Consider the following 16,633-nt stretch of genomic DNA (forward strand, 5'->3'; position numbering starts at 1 on the left):
CAATCCCGGCATCAGGCTGCCCGCTGTGGCAATCTGATCAAGCTCGGACCTCTCCGAGGGCCGGCGCTCCTACACCACGCCAAGGGGCATGACCCCCATCGCGTCGAACGGCACAATTTGTGAGCCAATCGGGGCGTCACGGTAAACATCGCGCAGCACCGTTTCGACCTCCTGCAGCAGTTCGGCCGTCAGGCTGGACGATGCAGGGGGCTTGTGGCAGCCCAAGGGGCGGCGGGGCTGAAACCCACCGCCACATGCAGCACCTCGGCGGCCAGCGCGGTTTCGGATCGCCCGCCGCCGATTTCGCTGACGCTGATGCGGAGCGATATGCCGCCAACACGGTCGGCGTGGACGCTGTGGCGCGCTTCACGGTGCGCTGGTCCAGTTTCACGGCGGGGATTACGCACGCGTATGGGGCGGCGAATGGCACGGCGATGAAGATGAAGGCTTAAGCTATACTCCAAACTGGTGGTTCAGGGCTGGTTCTGAGTGGGAGGAGGCGGCCAACCCTACGCACTGGTGCGAGATGCCCGCCCCGCCCGCCGCGATGAAGGACGGGGGCTGAGCATGGGACGGGCCGATCTGACATTCCAGCCTCGCCTGATGGGCGCGCCGGAAGCGGCGGCCTACGTCGGCATTTCTCAGACGACGCTGCTTGAGCTTGGCATCCCGCGCCGGATGCTGCGTGGCCGTCGCCTGTTCGACCGGCTTGACCTTGATGCCTACGCTGGCGGCCTGCCGTATGATCAGCAGGACGAAGCGAGCGAGGCATCAGAATGCGACAAGGCGTTTGGACTGTGAAGCTCAAGGGCGTCAGACGGCAGAAGCGCGGCGACCGGGTGGTGAAATACCATCGCGCGTCTGGCATCCGCCTGCCCGATCTGCCCGAGACGCACCCCGATTTCATCGCCGCGTGGGCGCGCTGTGAGCTGGGCTAGGCTCACCCGCAGAGAAGTCGGCGCCAGCACCTACCGGCTCGCTCGCCGCCGCCTGCATTGCCTTCACGGGGTCCGCTGATTATGCTCGGCAGTCGCCCGTCTACCGCGCCATCCTCACCCGGAACATGGAGGCGATCCGCGCCGACTATGGAACGGTGGCGATCAAGGCCCTCAGGAGCAAGCACATTGCCGCCGACCTTGCCGAGCTGGAAGGGACGCGGCCCCTGTCGCGCCTCTAGACGTGGCGGCGCGTCATGGCCCACGCGAAGGCCGTTGGCCTGGTCGAGGATGATCCGAGCCTGACTGTCCGCGCCCCAAAGGTGAAACTGGTCGGACACGCTGTCTGGACGGCAGGGGAAATCGAGAGGTTTCGCGCGCATTGGCAGATCGGCGCCGTCCAGCGCGCCTGCTTCGAGCTTCTGCTATGGACCGGCACCCGGACCATAGATGCGGTGGCGATTGGCCCTCAGCATGTCGGGCGCGACGGGGTTCTGTTCTTCCATCAGCGCAAGACTGGCGGCCCTGCCCATGTGCCGTGGACTGCACCCCTGCCGGAGTGGGCAATGGGCTGGGATGCCGAGCGGCGCGGGATGATCGAAGCCCTCAAGCCGCTCGCTGGTGGCCTGACCTTCCTGCAGGCGCGCGGGCGGCGGCCCCGATCCGAGAAGGGGTTGAGCAACCTCATCAGCGCTGCTGCGAGAGACGCCAAACTGACCGGAAAGACCGCGCACGGGCTGCGCAAGGCGCGGCTGACTGCCATCGCCGAAGCCGGCGCACTGCGCACGCGATCATGGATTGGGGCGGGCACGAGATGCTGGACGAGGCAGCGCACTACACCCGTTCAGAGGACGCCCGGCGGCTGGTCACAGGAACAGGACAGAAACAGAACGATGTATTACCCGCCGAACCTGGTACAAAAAAAAGGATAAAAACCAAGGAAATCAAATGCGAATAAAGCTGTGGCGGACGGTGAGGGATTCGAACCCTCGAGACGGTTCCCCGCCTACACACTTTCCAGGCGTGCGCCTTCGACCACTCGGCCAACCGTCCGTGCCTGCGCGATCTAGCCCGTGTGCGGGCTGCGCGCAAGTCAGAGCTTCGACAGTTTCGCCTGCAGGTCGGCGAGTTGGCGGCGGATGGCGGCGAGGTCCTCCTGGGGTTCGCCTTCCGGCTCTTCGCCGGGCTCGCTGGGGCCGCTGCCGTAGGGCATCTTCCAGCCGCCCATCATCGTGCGCAGGAACAGCTGCTGCTGACGCTGCAGCGCCTCGAAGCCGGGCATTGCGGACATCGGCGCGTTCAGCTGCGCCATTTGCTCCATCATCTTGGACTGGCCCTCGCGCAGCATCTCGAAGCTGGCGGCCAGGAAATGCGGCACCACCGACTGGGCCTGGGTGGTGTAGCTGCGGACGAGATCCGTCAGCACGTCGATCGGCAGCACATTCTCGCCGCGGCCTTCGTGCTCGGCGATGATCTGCAGCAGATACTGCCGGGTCAGGTCGTCGCCGGACTTCAGGTCGATCACCCGGACCTCGCGGCCGGCGCGGATCAGGGCGGCGATCTCTTCCAGCGTGACGTAGTCCGACGTCTCGGTGTTGTAGAGACGGCGGCTGGCATAGCGTTTGATCGTCAGCGGCGTCTGGTCCTGGGCGGGCGGCGCGCTGGTTTCGGGAGGGGTGTCGTTCTGCATGGGCGGATGATGGTGGCCGGCCGGCGGGAATGCAAAGGAAATCGGCCGGCAGGCGGGCGGATGCCGCGCATGCAAAAGGGGCGGCATGGCGCCGCCCCTTTCAAAGTCCCTCGACCGCGACTTGAGCCGCGGACAGGAAGAAGATCAGATCTTGTTCTCGGGCTTGACGCCGGCGCCGGTGACGTTGCGGGTCGCGTTCTGGACGTCGGCGGTCGCCTTCTGGGTCATGCGCTGCGCGTCGGCGGCAACGTCCTTGCCCGCGTTCAGCATGATGTCCACGGTGTCCATCTGGACCTTCTTGGCGATTTCCGCATAGGCGGACATGTGCTGCGAGGCGATTTCGGCCGCGGCGGTGGCGAAGTCGCTCATCGCCTTGGCGTAGTCGGCCGGCTGATCCTTGGCGGTGGACAGCTCGCCCAGGCGCGAGATCGCGTCGCGGGCCCACTGGGCCGAAACTTCGGTCGAACGCTCGGCGGCTTCCAGGGCCACGCGGCTCATCTTCTCGCCAAGGGCGGTCTGGGTCTTGAAGGTTTCCGAGATCCCCGAGTTGTCGGTGGGGAAGTTGGACATCATGTTCTGGAAGGCTTGGGTGAAGTCGGGGGTCTTGGCCATTTCAATGCTCCTCTGGGGGGTGTCCGGATTTGCATCGGCGATCCGGTCCGCCAGCCCTCATGGACCGACTGAGGCTATACATGCTGCACCGCAGCATTGCAACAGGTATTTATGCTGCAGTGCAGCATTTCTTCAGGCCTGCTCGCGGACGTAGCTGCCGGGCGCAGGCTCGATGCCCGAGCCGGGGGTCCGCGCGCGGACCATCGGGCCGGAATACTGGGCCAGCCACTCTTCCCATTCGGGCCACCAGCTGCCCTTGCGGAAGGTCGCCTTGGCCTTCCACCCCTCGGCCGTTTCCACCTCTGCCCCGTCGCCATCGGTGTGGGCGATGTAGTGGCCGTATTTGTCGCGGCCCGGCGGGTTGATGATGCCGGCGATGTGACCCGATTCGGACAGCAGGAACGTCTTGTCGTCCGATCCCATCTCCGACACCCCGCGCCAGCTGTGGACCCACGGCGCGATGTGGTCCGTCTCGCATGCAACGGCGCAGAGGGGCACCGTCACGTCGGACAGCCGGACGGTATGGCCGAGCACCTCGAACCCGTCGCGGACCAGCTGGTTTGCCTGACAGATGTTGCGCAGATACTCGCGCAGCATCCGCGCCGGCAGGTTGGTGCCGTCGCCGTTCCAGTGCAGCAGGTCGAAGGCGGGCGGGGTTTCCCCCATCATGTAGTGGCGCACCGCCGGCCCCCAGACGAGATCGTTGGCCCGCAGGAAGCTGAAGGTCCGCTGCATCAACCGGGCCGAGAGATAGCCGGTGCGGGCGACCTCTTCCTCGATCCCGGTGACGAAGTCGTCCTGCAGATAGGCGGTGAACTCGCCCTGGTCCGAGAAGTCGGTCAGCGTGGTGAAGAACGTGGCCGAGCGGACCTGATCGTCGCCGCGCTGCGACAGCAGCCCAAGCGCCAGCGACAGCGTGGTGCCGGCGATGCAGTAGCCGACGGCGTTGAGCTGCCGCTCGCCGGTCAACTCGCGGACCTTCTCGAAGGCCGAGAGATAGGCGGAGACGTAATCCTCCATCCCCACGTCGGATTCGTCCGCGCCGGGGTTCTTCCACGAGACGACGAACAGCGTGTAGCCCTGCTCCACCAGCCAGCGGATCATGCTGTTCTGGGGCTTGAGGTCGAGGATGTAGAACTTGTTGATCCACGGCGGGATGATCAGCAGCGGCACCTTGTGGACCTGTTCGGTCGTGGGGGTATACTGGATCAACTCGAACATCGGATCGCGGTGGACGACGGCGCCGGGCGCCGCGCCGATATTCTCGCCCACGGCGAAGGCGCTGCGGTCGCTGAGCGAGACGACCAGATCGCCCTGATGATGCTCGATGTCGGCGACGAGGTTTTCCAACCCCCGCACGAGGCTTTCGCCTTCGGTCTCGATCGCCTTGGCCAGCGCGTCGGGGTTGGTGCCGAGGAAGTTGGTCGGCGCCATCATGTCGATCATCTGGCGGGTGAACCAGTCGATCCGGCGGCGCTGGACGATATCGTCGATCGGCAGGTCGGCCGCAGCGCGGCTCAGCGCGTCGGCATTTATGCGATACTGCTCGCGCACGTAAGCAAAGAACGGGTTGGTCTGCCAGAGCGGATTCTTGAACCGCTTGTCGCGCTCGACTTCCTCAGCTTCGGGCGCGCCGCCGCCCCGCTGGAGAAACGCGGTCTGCGCCTCGGCGATGTTCTGGAGCGTCTCGCCCCAGTACTGGACCTGCTGGCCGATCAGCCGGGCGGGTTGTTCGGTGGCCAGCTTCATCCATCCGCCCGCAGCGGCGGCATAGAAATCCATCCCCGGCCCCTCGATCCCCGCCGGCCGCACCGGCTTCTGGGCGAGGGCCTGCACGAGCCGCTGGCCGAGATCCTCGATCCGCTGGATGTTTTCGGCGATGCGTTCGGGCAGCGCCACGAGCGACGGGCGCTGCCCGGTATCCGCCCGGTCCGGGACCGCGATGCGGGCGGACATGTTCCGCGATGCCGGCGCCTCCACCTCGGACACATGGGGCGGCCTTGCCCCTTTCTCGGGAGCTTCCGCGCCGGTTTCGACGGTCATGTGTTCGGATGCGGGTGCCTCGACCTCGCTGACATGCGGCGATTCGGCGGCTGCCGCGGGGCTCGCCCCGGTGGTCATGTGCGCGGATGCGGGCGCATCCACTTCGCTGACGTGGGGTGTCTCGGCCGGGGCCGAGGCCGCGTCTGCGGTCATGTTCGCCGAGGCGGGCGCATCGGTCTGGCTCGCTCCGCCGTCATCGGCCTTGCGCGGGGCCTTGGTCTTCCGCGTCCCGGTGCGCGGGTCCGCCCGCTCGGCCGCGCGGGCGCGTGTGGCGGAGGTGGCGCGGGTCGCAGGCTCGCGCTTGGTCTTGGCGGCGCGGGCAGTTTTCTGTTCATTGCCCTGCGGTTCGCCGGAACCTGCCTCGGCGGCCTTGACTTCCACAGGCGCGGCCGCTCCGGTCGCAGACTTGCGCCGACCCTTCCCCGCGGCGGCAGTCCCGGTGACGGCCGCTTCGCCCGTATTTGCATCGCCGGTCTGGCCGGTTCCGCTTTGGGTGGGCTTGGCCTGCCCCGCCGCTTTCCCGCTATCCTTGTCCTCGGTGCCGGGACCGCCCGCAGGGGGTGCGTCGCGCCGGGCGTCGTCATCCTGATTGCTTGCCATTGCCGCAAATCCTCCCTACCTGAAGGCCTAAGATTGGCACGGTGCAGCGAAACCGTAAAGCCGCTGCGGCAAACCGCCTCAGTCAGGAGCGACGATGACCTACAAGGGACTGCGCGGAATGGTGTCCTACGATACCATGGAAACCATCCGCAACACGAACGAGTGGCTCGGCGCCTCGGCGCGTGCGATGGCCTCATACCCGGCCTTCGCCATGATACCGCATCCGATGTTCAAGCTGCTCAGCGCCTGGGGCCGCGTCACCGAACGCAGCTTCGCCCGCATGGTCATCAAGCCCGACTGGAACATCCCGCCGCTCGTGGGCGAGGAAGGCCAGGACCACCTCGTCTATGTCGAGCCGGTGCTGACGCAGCCCTTCGGCAGGCTCCTGCAGTTCCGCGTCGCCCGGCGCGAGCCGATGGCCCGGCGCGTCCTGCTGATCGCGCCGATGTCGGGCCATTACGCGACACTGCTGCGCTCGACCGTCAAGTCGCTGCTGCCCCATTGCGACGTCTGGGTGACGGACTGGCGCAACGCCCGCGACATCCCGGTGAGCGAAGGCAAGTTCGACGTTGAGGACTATACGAAATACGTCATCGACTACATCAGGCATCTCGGCCCCGACCTGCATGTGATGGCGGTCTGCCAACCCGCCCCTCTGGCGCTCGCCGCGACCGCGGTCCTGGCCGAGACCGATCCGGCGGCCCAGCCGCGCACGCTGACGCTGATCGGCGGCCCGATCGACCCCGACGCGGCCGCGACCGACGTGACCGACTTCGGCAACCGCGTGACGATGGGCCAGCTGGACGCCATGTTCATCCAGCAGGTCGGCTTCAAGTATCGCGGCGCCGGGCGGATGGTCTATCCGGGGCTCGCGCAGCTCGGCTCGTTCATCTCGATGAACGCCGAAAGCCACACGAAGGCCTTCGTCAACCAGATCTTCGCCGAGGCCCGCGGCGAAGCGTCCGAGAACGACAGGCACAACAAGTTCTACAACGAGTATCTGTCGGTCATGGACATGACGGCGGAGTTCTATCTTTCCACGGTCGAGCGCATCTTCCAGACCGGCGAGATCGCGAAGAACGAATTCACGGTCGATGGCCGCCTGGCCGACATGACGGCGATCAGGGACGTCGCCATCATGACCATCGAGGGCGCGAACGACGACATCTCGGCCCCCGGCCAGTGCGTCGCGGCGCTGGACCTGTGCAGCAACGTGCCGCCCGAGCGCAAGGCCCAGCATCTGGAGCCCAATGCGGGCCATTACGGCATCTTCGCCGGCAAGAGCTGGCGCCTGAACATCCGCCCGCTGGTGCTTGACTTCATGGACGAACATTCCGCGGACGCGGAGCAACCGCGCCGCAAACGACGCCCGGCCGGGCAGGTCGCGACCGACACCGGCCCCGGCGCACCCGACGACGACCGCAAGCTCGCGGTCTGACGGCCCCCGCGCAGGCCGCGCGGTGCGACTTGCATCGCGGATCCTCGCGGGGCATAAGCCCCGCTGCGGGCGGTTAGCTCAGTTGGTAGAGCGTTTCGTTTACACCGAAAATGTCGGGGGTTCGAACCCCTCACCGCCCACCATTACGCACCCGGCAATCGTTGAAAACCCTTGCAAACGCTGGGGTTTGGCCGTTCTGATGTAACAAATCTGGTTACAAACGGAACGCCCGTCACGGCCGGCAAGGTTCGCCATCTACTCAACAGATCTGGGCGCTACTTCGCCCGCCTTGTCGTGCCCGCCGGCCTTCGCCGGTTCATGGGCAAGACCGAGCTGCGCACCTCGCTTGGCCCTGAATTCCGCACCGCCTTGAAGCTCCTGCCCGGCGCGGTTGCCGAGCTTCAGCACCAACTCGCCGCCGCCGAGCGCAAGGCATCTCAGGCAGGGCGCGCGCCGTCCAGCCGGGGCGCTATCCGTTGACGCCCGGCCAGCTTGCCGCCTCTCACTACGCGCAGCGCCTCGCCTTCGATGACGTAGCCCGGAACGATCCTCGCTATTGGATCGGTTTCATACATGACCAGCTGGTCGCGACACTTCGCCGCGCAATCGCCGGAGCCGCGACCGATGATGAACTTGCGGCCCTTGTCGGCCCCCAGGTCAAGCGCTTCCGAGCGGCCGGCAATCTCATCGCCGATCCCGGCTCCGACGAATGGCGCATGAGCGCCCGAGCCCTCTGCGTCGGTGAGATTGAGGCCCTCGCCCGCGTGGCCGAGCGCGACGAAGGCCACTTTGCCGGCAAGGCAGAACATCCACTGATCGTGAACGCCACGCCGCCAGAGGACGCCCCTGCCCGGCGAGCCTCACAAAGCTTTGGGACGACGATGTGACCAGCCGGAAGCAGGTCGAATCCATGTGCGACGGTGGCAAGCGGCAAGCTCCGGTCATCGTCAGCCTGCAGAAGTCCCTGAAGCACAACGACGCGGCCCGCGTCAGCCGGAAAGAACTGCTCGCGTGGCGTGACCACCTGATGACCTCACTTTCCGCAAAGACCGTCAACGACATTTTCCACAATGGCACCGACCCCGAACGCTACGCGGCGAAGGCGCAGCGCATGTCCAACTTGATTGCCACATGGCTCCGCGAGAGCGAACTGACCCCGGAAGGGATCCGGCGGCTCTGTCGCTGTTCGGTATCACCCCGAGCAGATCAGGCATTCATGTCACCGCCATGACCGCGATGAGGTGCCGAGCGTTCGCAGCGCGGTCTGGCTCAATTCAGAGGCGGTATTTTTCGCGGTGGAGTCATTAGGATCGGTGCCGAGAGACTCGAAGAGCACGACATCGAAAACGGGATTGCTTACGTTGTTCGTATAGATTCGCAGACACAAGCGTTTTATCTTGTCTTCTGTCCGCTTTGTTCCGCTAAGGCCCCCAAGAGAAATGCCTGCTGGGCCCAAAATAACACCGCCCACTGCTGCGCCAGCTACCTGGCTTCCACGATTAATTTTCTGAATTGAGACTCCATCGCCAATGACTTTAACTGCCACAATATCAGAAGCATTAAGCGCGACAGGGGAAGGCCGTCTTGAGATTATGGCTACTTGTTTTGCTGCCGCCGTTAACGGCAAGACTGTTCGTGCCGAAAATACTTATGCGTTGGTCTAAAGTCCGGCACCACTTCCAACGCAGAGGCAACAGCTTTTTCCTTTTTGGCGCCACTCCAACCGATCCTGGACGGCAAGCTCTACGAGCGCACCAGCGTTGTCATCACCACCGACCTGAGCTTCAGCGAAGGGCCGCCGTCTTCGGCGATGCCAGCATGACCACCGCGCTGCCCGGCCGCCTGACCCATCGCTGCGACATCCTGGCGACCGGAAACGACAGCTTCCGCGTCAAGGCAAGCTCAGCCGCCGCAGCCAGGAAAACGAAGGAGGTTGGCCATGCTTCGACCTGAGCCTCACCCGCGCAAGACAACCTGGCGGTGGGTCAGCTCTCGATCGAAAACCCGCGTCAGTTCCGGGTGGAAATCAACGGTTCGTGAGCACGGGCGCCAAGGTGCCCGCTACGGCCTTCACCCCCGCTACCGCTACGCCCCCGCAGCAGCGGCCGGCTTGACCGCCTCACCGATGCGTCCAGGAGCCGACACGGCCCTGCCGAAAGCCCCGGCCTCGCTCGCCAGCGCGCCCGCGAGCGAGCAAGCCCGCTCCACCGCGCAACTGGATAGCCGCCTGTATCTGGATCATGCGGGACGCAACGCCGCTCACCGTCGCGTCCGGATTCGAAATGGTCAGGGGCATCCGCTTATGGGCTTACAGCTCAGGCGCGAGACAGCGATCTGGATCGATCACTAAATGCTTCCCCACCCTTTAGCGAGCATGTAGGGTCCGGCTGGAACAGGTGATCGCATGGCGCGCGCCTTTGCTTGAAATGGGAGCAGGGCCCGGGGGCCAGATACAGCTTGACGGAAGAAGCAGCTATTCGGTCCAGCACGGCTTCCGTCGTGACGGTTGCGCGGCCCTCTGGATCCCGCCCATCTGTCGGCGTCCGGGATGTGCCGCTGATCGTCGATCTCGACGGCACGCTGTGCCGGACCGACACGCTGCATGAAGGGCTGCTCAGCCTTGCGGCGCAGCGCCCGGCTGCGCTGTGGCGGCTAAGCGGCGCGGTCCGGCACGGAAAGGCCGCTTTCAAGCAACGTGTCACCAGCCAAGCCATCCTGGATCCCCGGTTTCTGCCCTACGACGCGGCGGTGCTGGACCTCGTCGCGGCGGCAAGGGCCGAGGGTCGTCAGGTGGCGCTGGTCTCCGCCGCCGACCATCGCCAGGTCGAGGCGATCGCCACGCATCTGGGGCTTTTCGATCTCGCCATCGGCACCGGCGGGCCGGGCACCGATCAGAATCTGCGCGGTCAGGCCAAGGCGGACTACCTCGTCGCCCGCTTCGGAGAGAGCGGATTCGACTACCTGGGCGACAGCGCCGCCGATCTGCCGGTCTGGAAAGCCGCGCGGCAGGCATATGGGGTTAGGGTTTCACCGTCCGTTCAGCGCCGCGCGGCAGCTAATGGCGTTGACCTGAACCGGATCGACGGCAGGGAAGGCTTGCCGTTCCGCGCGCTGATCCGCGCATGCCGGCCGCATCAGTGGGCCAAGAACCTGCTGATCCTGGTGCCTGTCCTCGCATCGCAGGATCTGGGCGGGCTGCCTGCCGCACTGCTGGCGATGCTCTGCTTTTCGCTCACGGCGTCGGCCATCTATATCGTCAACGACCTGCTGGACCTGCCCTCGGATCGCGCCCATCCGCGCAAGCGGAACCGTCCCTTCGCTGCGGGAAGGGCCAGTCCTGTGCAGGGGCTGGCGGTCGCGGCGGTGCTGCTGGTGCTGTCGATCCTTCTGGCAGCGCTGTTCCTGCCGACCGGATTTCTCTGGATCCTGCTGCTCTATCTGGCCACGACATCGCTGTATTCCCTGTCCTTGAAGCGCAAGATGATGGCCGACGTGATCGCCCTGGCGATCCTCTATACCCTGCGGATCGTCGCCGGCAGCGCGGCGACCGGGATCGTTCTGTCGCCGTGGCTGCTGGTCTTTTCGATGTTCCTGTTCTTCGCGCTGGCCACGATCAAGCGCCAGGCCGAACTGGAGGATCTCGCATCGCGCGGGGGTGAGCGGACGGCGGGCCGGAACCTGCTTGTCGGCGATCTGCCGATCTATCAGGCGATGTCCATCTCGGCAGCCCAGGCGGCCGTTCTGGTCTTCGCGCTCTATTCGCAGGATGCCGAGGTGCAGCCGCATTTCGGCATCCCGGATCTGCTGTTGCTGATCTGCCCGGTGCTCATGCTGTGGATCGGCCGCATGCAGCTGATGACGCGGCGGGGTTTCATGACCGACGACCCGATCGTCTTCACCTTGCGGGATCGGGTCAGCCTGCTCTGCGGCCTGCTGATGCTGGTGATCTTTCTGGTCGCCGCCGTGGGAGGATAGGATGAGTTCGCCCAACGCCTGGAATGGCGCATCGACCGAGGCGCGGTCTGCCCCGCATCAGGGCTCCCGGACCCGGCGCCTGGGCAGCTACGGAACCCTGCTGCTGGTCGGGATGGGGTTGCGCATCCTGTGGGCGATCGCGGTGCCGATGCTGCCGGTCTCGGACAGCTGGGCCTATCATCAGTTTGCCCGAACGCTGGTCGATCACGGCGTCTATGGCTGGAGCGCGACCGAGCCCACAGCCTACTGGGCGGTCGGAACCTCGGCCTTGGTCGCCTTCACCTATCTGTTCACCGACAGCTATGCCGGCGTGGTCATCCTGAATCTGATCGCCGGGTTCATGATCCTGACGCTGACGCATCACCTGGCCGCGCGCTGGTTCGGCGACCGGATCGCCATCCTGGCCTTGGCGCTGGTCGTCTTCTGGCCGAACCTGATCTTCTTCACCACGGTCCTGTCGAGCGAGCTGTTCTTCATCGCCGGAACCCTTGCAGGGTTGATTTTCTGGCAAAGGCAAACCGGCAATCCCATGGTGAACCTGCTCCTGGCGGGTGTGATCTGGGGACTCACGTCCTACATCCGGCCGGTGATCCTGCTGGTGCCGCTGACGCTGGCGCTGGTTGATCTGGCGCGCGGCCCGCGGCGTTTTGTCGTCTCGGCGATGCAGGCGGGGATCGCGATGCTGCTGATCCTGCTCGTTGCCGCGCCCTGGACGATCCGCAACCAGCAGGTCCTTGGCGCGCCGGTGATGATCTCCACCAACTTCGGGCCCAATCTGTGGATGGGCAACAATCCGGCCAGCAACGGTGGCTATATGGAGTTGCCGTCCGAGGTCGAGCACATGACCGAGATCGAGCGCAGCGAGTACCTCAAGGAAGAGGCCAAGCAGTTCATGCGCGAGGATCCCGGTGCAGCGATCCGGCTGCTGGGCCTCAAGCTGGTTCGGCTGAACATCCGCGAAACCGTCGGCGTGGTCTGGAACGAGGAAAACCTGCGCGCCCTGGTCGGGGACAAGGGAGTGACGGGGGCCAAGCTCCTCGCCACCGGATACTGGTACCTGCTCCTGATCGGCGCGCTGGCCGGTATCGCGGTCATCTGGCGGCGGAATGGTATCGTCGCCGCCTTTTTCAATCCGCCGGTCGCGCTGTGTGGTTATTTCACCAGCCTGCATGTGATCGTCGTGGCTGACGATCGCTATCACATGCCCTCGTCGCCCTTCATCGCCATGATGGCTGCGGTTGCGTTGCACGCGTTGCTGTCGCGCCCGGCTGTGCAATTCCCACAGGACAAGGCTGCCGCATGAATCACTGGCTCCTGATCGTGGTCGCCGCAAGCGCGAATGTGGCGCTGAACCTCTGCCTGAAGAAGGGCGGGCAGGCGCTGAATGTCTCGACCCCCTGGACCATCGCGCAGTCGGTCCTCACGTCCGGCTGGATGTGGCTGGGGGTGCTGAGCGCCGGACTCCTGCTGACCGCCTTCGTGTCGGCCATCCGCCTCTATTCGCTGAGCCTGACCTATACCGCCGTCACCGCCCTTGCGATGGTGATGCTGACGGCGATCAGTGTGCTGTTGCAGCAGGAAAGCGTCAATGCGGCACGAGTCGCCGGTCTGGCGCTCATCATTGCGGGGCTTGTCGTCACGGCAGTGTCCGGCAGCACGTCCTGACGGTCACCTGGCTCTCCGGCAGGGCCGCCGGTGACCCCCGCGTCCCCCGTCGAGCGGTCCGGGCCGGTCGCTCAGCCCGGAACCGCCGCGGCACCGCTGTAATGTGCATCGGGGTAAGCCAGGAGGACCTCGTGGACCAACTGCTTCATCCATGCCGTGGTGGCGGAATCGCGCGGACCGAGCCGCCCTATTCCGCCGGAAAGCGTCCGGGGATCGACGTCATAGAGGACCGCGAAATGGGCCAGCGCGATCAGATAGGCCCCGGCGTCGCTCACATGGATGTTGTCCGCGAACAGATCCTCGATCGCCGAGATGCCGGGCGCCGCTCCGGCCGTGATCGCATCGTAGGCGGCGGCCATGACCAGCGGGCCGGGAATCACCCGCATCGCCGGTGAGCCCTCCGGGCGACTGGCGTTGACATGATCCGCGATGGCCTGCCAGCGAGCCATTTCCAGCGGCAACCTTTCCCGGAACGGAATATGCGCCTCGGGGTCGTTGTGAGGATTTGCATTCCCCGGCCCGCTGTCCACATCGACCCACGAAGCGTAGAGCACCGTCTGCGCCCCTGCCCCGCCGTTCCCTTGCGACCATGCGTGCACGAACCAGCGCAGCGCCATATTCTCGGAACCGTGCCAGGGCACGGTGCCGGACAGCGAGACGCGTTCTGTGAGGACCAGCATGTCGTAGTTGGCGATGTCGTGGCGGGCGTCGGGAAAATCGGTGCGGTGGGTCCAGCGCCAGTCCATCGGACTGCCGGGAATGGTCGAGCGATCAGCCAGATAAGGCGAGGACTGGCGCACACCCTTCGACGCGAGGAGTGCATTCAGCATCGGCACGATCGGATCGGTGAGCGAGTGGCCGGACTGGATCACCCGCAGTGCGAACGGGTCCGTCGGACCGGCAGCAGCCAGTCTTGGGCCCGCCAGGGCAAGCACGAAAACCGCCGCCGCCGCGCTCAGGACGGCGCGCCTTGGCAGCGCGCAATGTCCGCTGCGGACGCGCGGAACCTCGTGCCGACCCCTGTTCACATGCAACATTTTGAAACCGTTTGAACGGACATTCGCCAAGACAGCAGGTTGCCAGATCCTTGCCCGCGGGCGTCCCGATGGCAAGATGATTGACGCGCCGCGTCAGCTATTCAGTCCCACTGAGCAGCTCCCGGCGATGACGCCCCAAAAGTCGGTATTGATGATCCCCGGTTTTCGTGGACACGGGTTCGGGCTGTTGATTTCCGCGTGTAACCGACTCGGGTCAAGAGGCGGAAGAGGCCGCCCAACAGTTCGGCACAATGACATGCACCGAACTGCCCGAACCAGGGCGGGCGTTGCATGGCTTTCCCGAGAGGGCAGCACGCTACCCCGCCACCGGCCATCGTGCGATCCTTGTCATACACCTCGAGAACCGCAAACATGTGCTGAAAAATTCTCCCGCCGATCTGAGCGATCAAGAACAGGGTTGAAGGCGCGCTCCGGTTCTTGTCAGAACTGATATGCCCGTTCCGTCGTTCACCTGCCAAATATGCGCTAGGATCATAGAAAGGACTGGCATGGCTGTCTGCGTCAGGACATCGGACTTGGAAGAAGGTTGCTTTTGCGCATGAATCGACGGATCGCCCTGGGATCGCTGCTGGCAGCCGCAGGCGGCTTGAGCGCGTCGGCATTCGCCTGGCGCCAATGGCGGCGGCAGCCTGTCGCGATGGTGGCTACAGCGCACCCACCCTTGCCGGCGCCCGAGAGGATTGGCAGCATCTATCATCTCGGCCACAGCCTTGTCGGGCCGGATATGCCGGCCATGCTGGCGCAGCTCGGCGGTCACGCTTACGCATCTCAGCTTGGCTGGGGCACGACCCTGAAGCAGCATTGGAAAGACGGGCCGAAAATTCCGGGTTTCGCGCTTCACGCGGGTGGCATGGACCCGGCTCCGGCCAAGGAGGCGCTGGCTGCAGAACGGTTCGACGCGCTGGTTCTGACCGAAATGGTCGAAATCCGTGACGCGGTCCGCTGGTACGACAGCCCTCGCTGGCTATCCGAATGGGTCAGGTTCGCGCGCCGGGCAAATCCGGCCATTCGCATCTATCTGTACGAGACATGGCACAACCTGGACGATCCCGCCGGCTGGCTCGAGCGGATCGACACCGATCTGTCCGAACAGTGGCTGGGCCATGTCCTGGCGCCCGCCGAGGCGCGCCGGGGAACCGGCCACATCTTCCTGATCCCTGGGGGGCAAACGATGGCCGCCGTCGCCCGCGCCGCGGAAGCGGGACAACTGCCGGGAATTTCCTCGCGCGAGGACCTGTTCAGCCGCGATGAACACGGAGCCCTCGACCCGATCCACATGGGCGACCTCGGGGCTTACGTGATCGCGCTGACGCATTGGACGGTGCTATGGCAACGCAGCCCCCTCGGCCTGCCCCATCGACTGAAGCGCAGCGATGGCACCGACGCGCACTGGTTCGAAAACGAAGCTGCCCCGCGCGTCCAGGAGATCGTCCGGGACGTCGTTGCTGGGATCCCCTACGCAGGCGTGTCGCCGGAACGGCTGAGCCAATTCGATGGATGAAAGGCCTTCTCGCAAGCCCTGGCGATGAGCTCCAGCGGGCGGCGATCGCCTCGAAGCCCGGAAGGCGCGGTCCGAATGGCCAGTCCTGATTCCAGTCCTTGATCGGCGTCAGTTCAAGTCCGGCCAAGCGCTGCGAATTGGCTCGGCACCACCGTGCCGCCGGGAAGCCGCGGAACTGGCGCGTTTGCGGAAGCAGACCGTTGCACAGCGCCACGTAGCATGGCAAACCGGCTCGCTCCCGGAGAACTTATGGCGTCTCGTTCGCCCCCGACAATCATAGCGCCGGCGTGTCCCCGCCGCCCTCCGCGCCAGCGTCCCTACCGTCCTGCAGGTAGATATTTATCCGGTCGGCGGCATTCAGAAGATGCTGTCTGGCCGGGTGCGTTGCCTCGGCAGGGTCGCCTGCCTTGATGGCCTGGAAGATCGCTCGATCCTCTTCCTGCACCGCGCCCGGCATGTCCGGCAGATTGGCGCGCGTATTCGCGCGGGCCCGCCGGATGATGCTGCGGGCGCCGAATTCCAGATGCGTGCACAAGGCCCTTGAAGGGGGATTGTGGGTCGCGTTCACGATCGCCTCGTGAAAGGCGCAGTCTTCGTCGTCGCCCAGTTCGTCACTGTCGATCGCATGTTCCATGCCGATCAGCGCCCGATGGATGAGCTTGAGATCATGGTCCGTCCGACGCGGCGCCGCAATCCGGCTAGCTGCGACCTCGACGGGAATGAGCAACTCCATCAACAACTGAAGAGACACGCGCTCATCGATGTCGACGGATTGCAGCTTGAAAGCGCGCCCTTCCTGCGGGCCCAGGACGAAGACGCCGCTGCCTGCCCTGGCTGCGACCAGTCCCTCGGACTTCATCTGGCACAGGGCCTCGCGAATCACGGGGCGGCTTACGCCGAACTGGAGGTCGAGGTCGCGCTCGCTCGGAAGCTTGGTGCCGACGGGGTATTCGCCGGTCTGTATACCGGGGATCAGATGACGCGCGACTTCCTGCGGCAAGACTGCCAGTCGCGCGCATCGGGGGTCATGCCCCTTGGCGTGGTGTAGGAGCGCCGGCCCTCGGAGAGGTCCGAGCTTGATCAGATTGCTACAGCGGGCAGCCTGATGCCGGGATT

Annotated in this window: 17 protein-coding genes, 2 tRNA genes and 1 pseudogene; 13 read left to right on the plus strand and 7 right to left on the minus strand. The window is 65.3% G+C overall.

What is annotated here, in order from left to right; genetic code table 11:
* Positions 1 to 254: 254 nt before the first annotated feature.
* From KTN05_RS16215 to KTN05_RS16230, 4 genes are all read left to right on the plus strand, one after another.
* Positions 255 to 452 carry a hypothetical protein gene (locus KTN05_RS16215; RefSeq protein WP_217330434.1) on the plus strand — a complete coding sequence of 66 codons (198 nt, stop codon included), beginning with the start codon at positions 255 to 257 and terminating at the stop codon, positions 450 to 452.
* Between the two features lie 115 nt (positions 453 to 567).
* Entirely contained in the window at positions 568 to 801 is a 234-nt protein-coding gene (locus KTN05_RS16220; protein WP_217330435.1) for a helix-turn-helix domain-containing protein, read from the plus strand.
* Positions 798 to 938, plus strand: a complete 141-nt coding sequence (locus tag KTN05_RS16225; protein ID WP_217330436.1) for a hypothetical protein — start codon at positions 798 to 800, stop codon at positions 936 to 938. Before KTN05_RS16220 ends, KTN05_RS16225 begins: the two co-directional genes overlap by 4 nt.
* 254 nt (positions 939 to 1,192) lie before the next feature.
* A complete protein-coding gene (locus KTN05_RS16230; protein WP_217330437.1) occupies positions 1,193 to 1,867 on the plus strand; it encodes a hypothetical protein in 675 nt (224 codons plus the stop codon).
* A 31-nt stretch (positions 1,868 to 1,898) separates the two neighbouring features.
* Here KTN05_RS16230 and KTN05_RS16235 read toward each other — a convergent pair.
* The 4 genes from KTN05_RS16235 to KTN05_RS16250 all read right to left on the minus strand — a co-directional run bounded on the left by KTN05_RS16235 (position 1,899) and on the right by KTN05_RS16250 (position 5,880).
* Positions 1,899 to 1,988, minus strand: a tRNA-Ser gene (locus tag KTN05_RS16235).
* Positions 1,989 to 2,028: 40 nt separating this feature from the next.
* A complete protein-coding gene (gene phaR, locus KTN05_RS16240) occupies positions 2,029 to 2,625 on the minus strand; it encodes a polyhydroxyalkanoate synthesis repressor PhaR (RefSeq protein WP_217330438.1) in 597 nt (198 codons plus the stop codon).
* Between the two features lie 144 nt (positions 2,626 to 2,769).
* Positions 2,770 to 3,237, minus strand: coding sequence for a phasin family protein (locus tag KTN05_RS16245; protein ID WP_217330439.1), 468 nt, complete (start codon positions 3,235 to 3,237; stop codon positions 2,770 to 2,772).
* 132 nt (positions 3,238 to 3,369) lie between these two features.
* Positions 3,370 to 5,880, minus strand: a complete 2,511-nt coding sequence (locus tag KTN05_RS16250) for a class I poly(R)-hydroxyalkanoic acid synthase (protein ID WP_217330440.1) — start codon at positions 5,878 to 5,880, stop codon at positions 3,370 to 3,372.
* Between the two features lie 109 nt (positions 5,881 to 5,989).
* Between KTN05_RS16250 and phaZ the strand changes: the two genes are divergently transcribed.
* The 3 genes from phaZ (at position 5,990) to KTN05_RS18760 (ending at position 7,798) form a co-directional block, all read left to right on the plus strand.
* Positions 5,990 to 7,318, plus strand: a complete 1,329-nt coding sequence (phaZ, locus tag KTN05_RS16255) for a polyhydroxyalkanoate depolymerase (protein WP_217330448.1) — start codon at positions 5,990 to 5,992, stop codon at positions 7,316 to 7,318.
* A gap of 67 nt (positions 7,319 to 7,385) precedes the next feature.
* Positions 7,386 to 7,461: transfer RNA gene (locus tag KTN05_RS16260), tRNA-Val, on the plus strand.
* A 151-nt stretch (positions 7,462 to 7,612) separates the two neighbouring features.
* Complete coding sequence (locus KTN05_RS18760) at positions 7,613 to 7,798, plus strand: hypothetical protein (RefSeq protein WP_371823395.1); 186 nt, start codon at positions 7,613 to 7,615, stop codon at positions 7,796 to 7,798.
* On the opposite strand, the gene KTN05_RS16265 is transcribed toward KTN05_RS18760, so the two are convergent.
* Positions 7,756 to 8,127, minus strand: coding sequence for a hypothetical protein (locus KTN05_RS16265; RefSeq protein ID WP_217330441.1), 372 nt, complete (start codon positions 8,125 to 8,127; stop codon positions 7,756 to 7,758). The two genes, KTN05_RS18760 and KTN05_RS16265, sit on opposite strands and share 43 nt — an antisense overlap.
* 74 nt (positions 8,128 to 8,201) lie before the next feature.
* On the opposite strand from KTN05_RS16265, the gene KTN05_RS16270 reads away from it, so the two are divergent.
* The 5 genes and pseudogenes from KTN05_RS16270 to KTN05_RS16290 all read left to right on the plus strand — a co-directional run bounded on the left by KTN05_RS16270 (position 8,202) and on the right by KTN05_RS16290 (position 12,958).
* Positions 8,202 to 8,549 (plus strand): hypothetical protein, encoded by a 348-nt coding sequence (locus KTN05_RS16270; protein ID WP_217330442.1) that lies wholly within the window; start codon positions 8,202 to 8,204, stop codon positions 8,547 to 8,549.
* 507 nt (positions 8,550 to 9,056) lie between these two features.
* Positions 9,057 to 9,271: pseudogene (locus KTN05_RS16275) on the plus strand (ATP-binding protein); the annotation flags it as partial.
* Between the two features lie 597 nt (positions 9,272 to 9,868).
* Positions 9,869 to 11,293 carry a UbiA family prenyltransferase gene (locus tag KTN05_RS16280; protein ID WP_217330443.1) on the plus strand — a complete coding sequence of 475 codons (1,425 nt, stop codon included), beginning with the start codon at positions 9,869 to 9,871 and terminating at the stop codon, positions 11,291 to 11,293.
* Between the two features lies 1 nt (position 11,294).
* On the plus strand, positions 11,295 to 12,596 hold the full coding sequence (locus KTN05_RS16285; RefSeq protein ID WP_217330444.1) for a glycosyltransferase family 39 protein: 1,302 nt from the start codon (positions 11,295 to 11,297) through the stop codon (positions 12,594 to 12,596).
* On the plus strand, positions 12,593 to 12,958 hold the full coding sequence (locus tag KTN05_RS16290; RefSeq protein WP_217330445.1) for a hypothetical protein: 366 nt from the start codon (positions 12,593 to 12,595) through the stop codon (positions 12,956 to 12,958). The genes KTN05_RS16285 and KTN05_RS16290 overlap by 4 nt, the downstream gene beginning before the upstream one ends.
* 71 nt (positions 12,959 to 13,029) lie before the next feature.
* On the opposite strand, the gene KTN05_RS16295 is transcribed toward KTN05_RS16290, so the two are convergent.
* The gene (locus tag KTN05_RS16295) at positions 13,030 to 14,025 is read right to left on the minus strand and encodes a hypothetical protein (RefSeq protein ID WP_217330446.1); all 996 of its coding nucleotides are present in this window, start codon (positions 14,023 to 14,025) and stop codon (positions 13,030 to 13,032) included.
* 529 nt (positions 14,026 to 14,554) lie between these two features.
* Here KTN05_RS16295 and KTN05_RS16300 point away from each other — a divergent pair.
* Entirely contained in the window at positions 14,555 to 15,517 is a 963-nt protein-coding gene (locus tag KTN05_RS16300) for a hypothetical protein (RefSeq protein WP_254368293.1), read from the plus strand.
* Between the two features lie 274 nt (positions 15,518 to 15,791).
* Here the strand turns inward: KTN05_RS16300 and KTN05_RS16305 are convergent, their stop codons facing one another.
* Positions 15,792 to 16,517 (minus strand): FadR/GntR family transcriptional regulator, encoded by a 726-nt coding sequence (locus KTN05_RS16305; protein ID WP_217330447.1) that lies wholly within the window; start codon positions 16,515 to 16,517, stop codon positions 15,792 to 15,794.
* Positions 16,518 to 16,633 lie beyond the last annotated feature (116 nt).

This window comes from Paracoccus sp. Z118 (genome assembly GCF_019061185.1).
Classification (GTDB): Bacteria; Pseudomonadota; Alphaproteobacteria; order Rhodobacterales; family Rhodobacteraceae; genus Paracoccus.

Coding starts and splice junctions, on each gene's coding strand:
- KTN05_RS16250 (WP_217330440.1), bottom strand. CDS start 5,880: ATGGCAAGCAATCAGGATGACGACGCCCGGCGCGACGCACCCCCTGCG.
- KTN05_RS16300 (WP_254368293.1), top strand. CDS start 14,555: ATGAATCGACGGATCGCCCTGGGATCGCTGCTGGCAGCCGCAGGCGGC.
- KTN05_RS16285 (WP_217330444.1), top strand. CDS start 11,295: ATGAGTTCGCCCAACGCCTGGAATGGCGCATCGACCGAGGCGCGGTCT.
- KTN05_RS16220 (WP_217330435.1), top strand. CDS start 568: ATGGGACGGGCCGATCTGACATTCCAGCCTCGCCTGATGGGCGCGCCG.
- KTN05_RS16245 (WP_217330439.1), bottom strand. CDS start 3,237: ATGGCCAAGACCCCCGACTTCACCCAAGCCTTCCAGAACATGATGTCC.
- phaR (WP_217330438.1), bottom strand. CDS start 2,625: ATGCAGAACGACACCCCTCCCGAAACCAGCGCGCCGCCCGCCCAGGAC.
- KTN05_RS16265 (WP_217330441.1), bottom strand. CDS start 8,127: ATGTTCTGCCTTGCCGGCAAAGTGGCCTTCGTCGCGCTCGGCCACGCG.
- KTN05_RS16215 (WP_217330434.1), top strand. CDS start 255: ATGCAGCACCTCGGCGGCCAGCGCGGTTTCGGATCGCCCGCCGCCGAT.
- KTN05_RS16230 (WP_217330437.1), top strand. CDS start 1,193: ATGGCCCACGCGAAGGCCGTTGGCCTGGTCGAGGATGATCCGAGCCTG.
- KTN05_RS16290 (WP_217330445.1), top strand. CDS start 12,593: ATGAATCACTGGCTCCTGATCGTGGTCGCCGCAAGCGCGAATGTGGCG.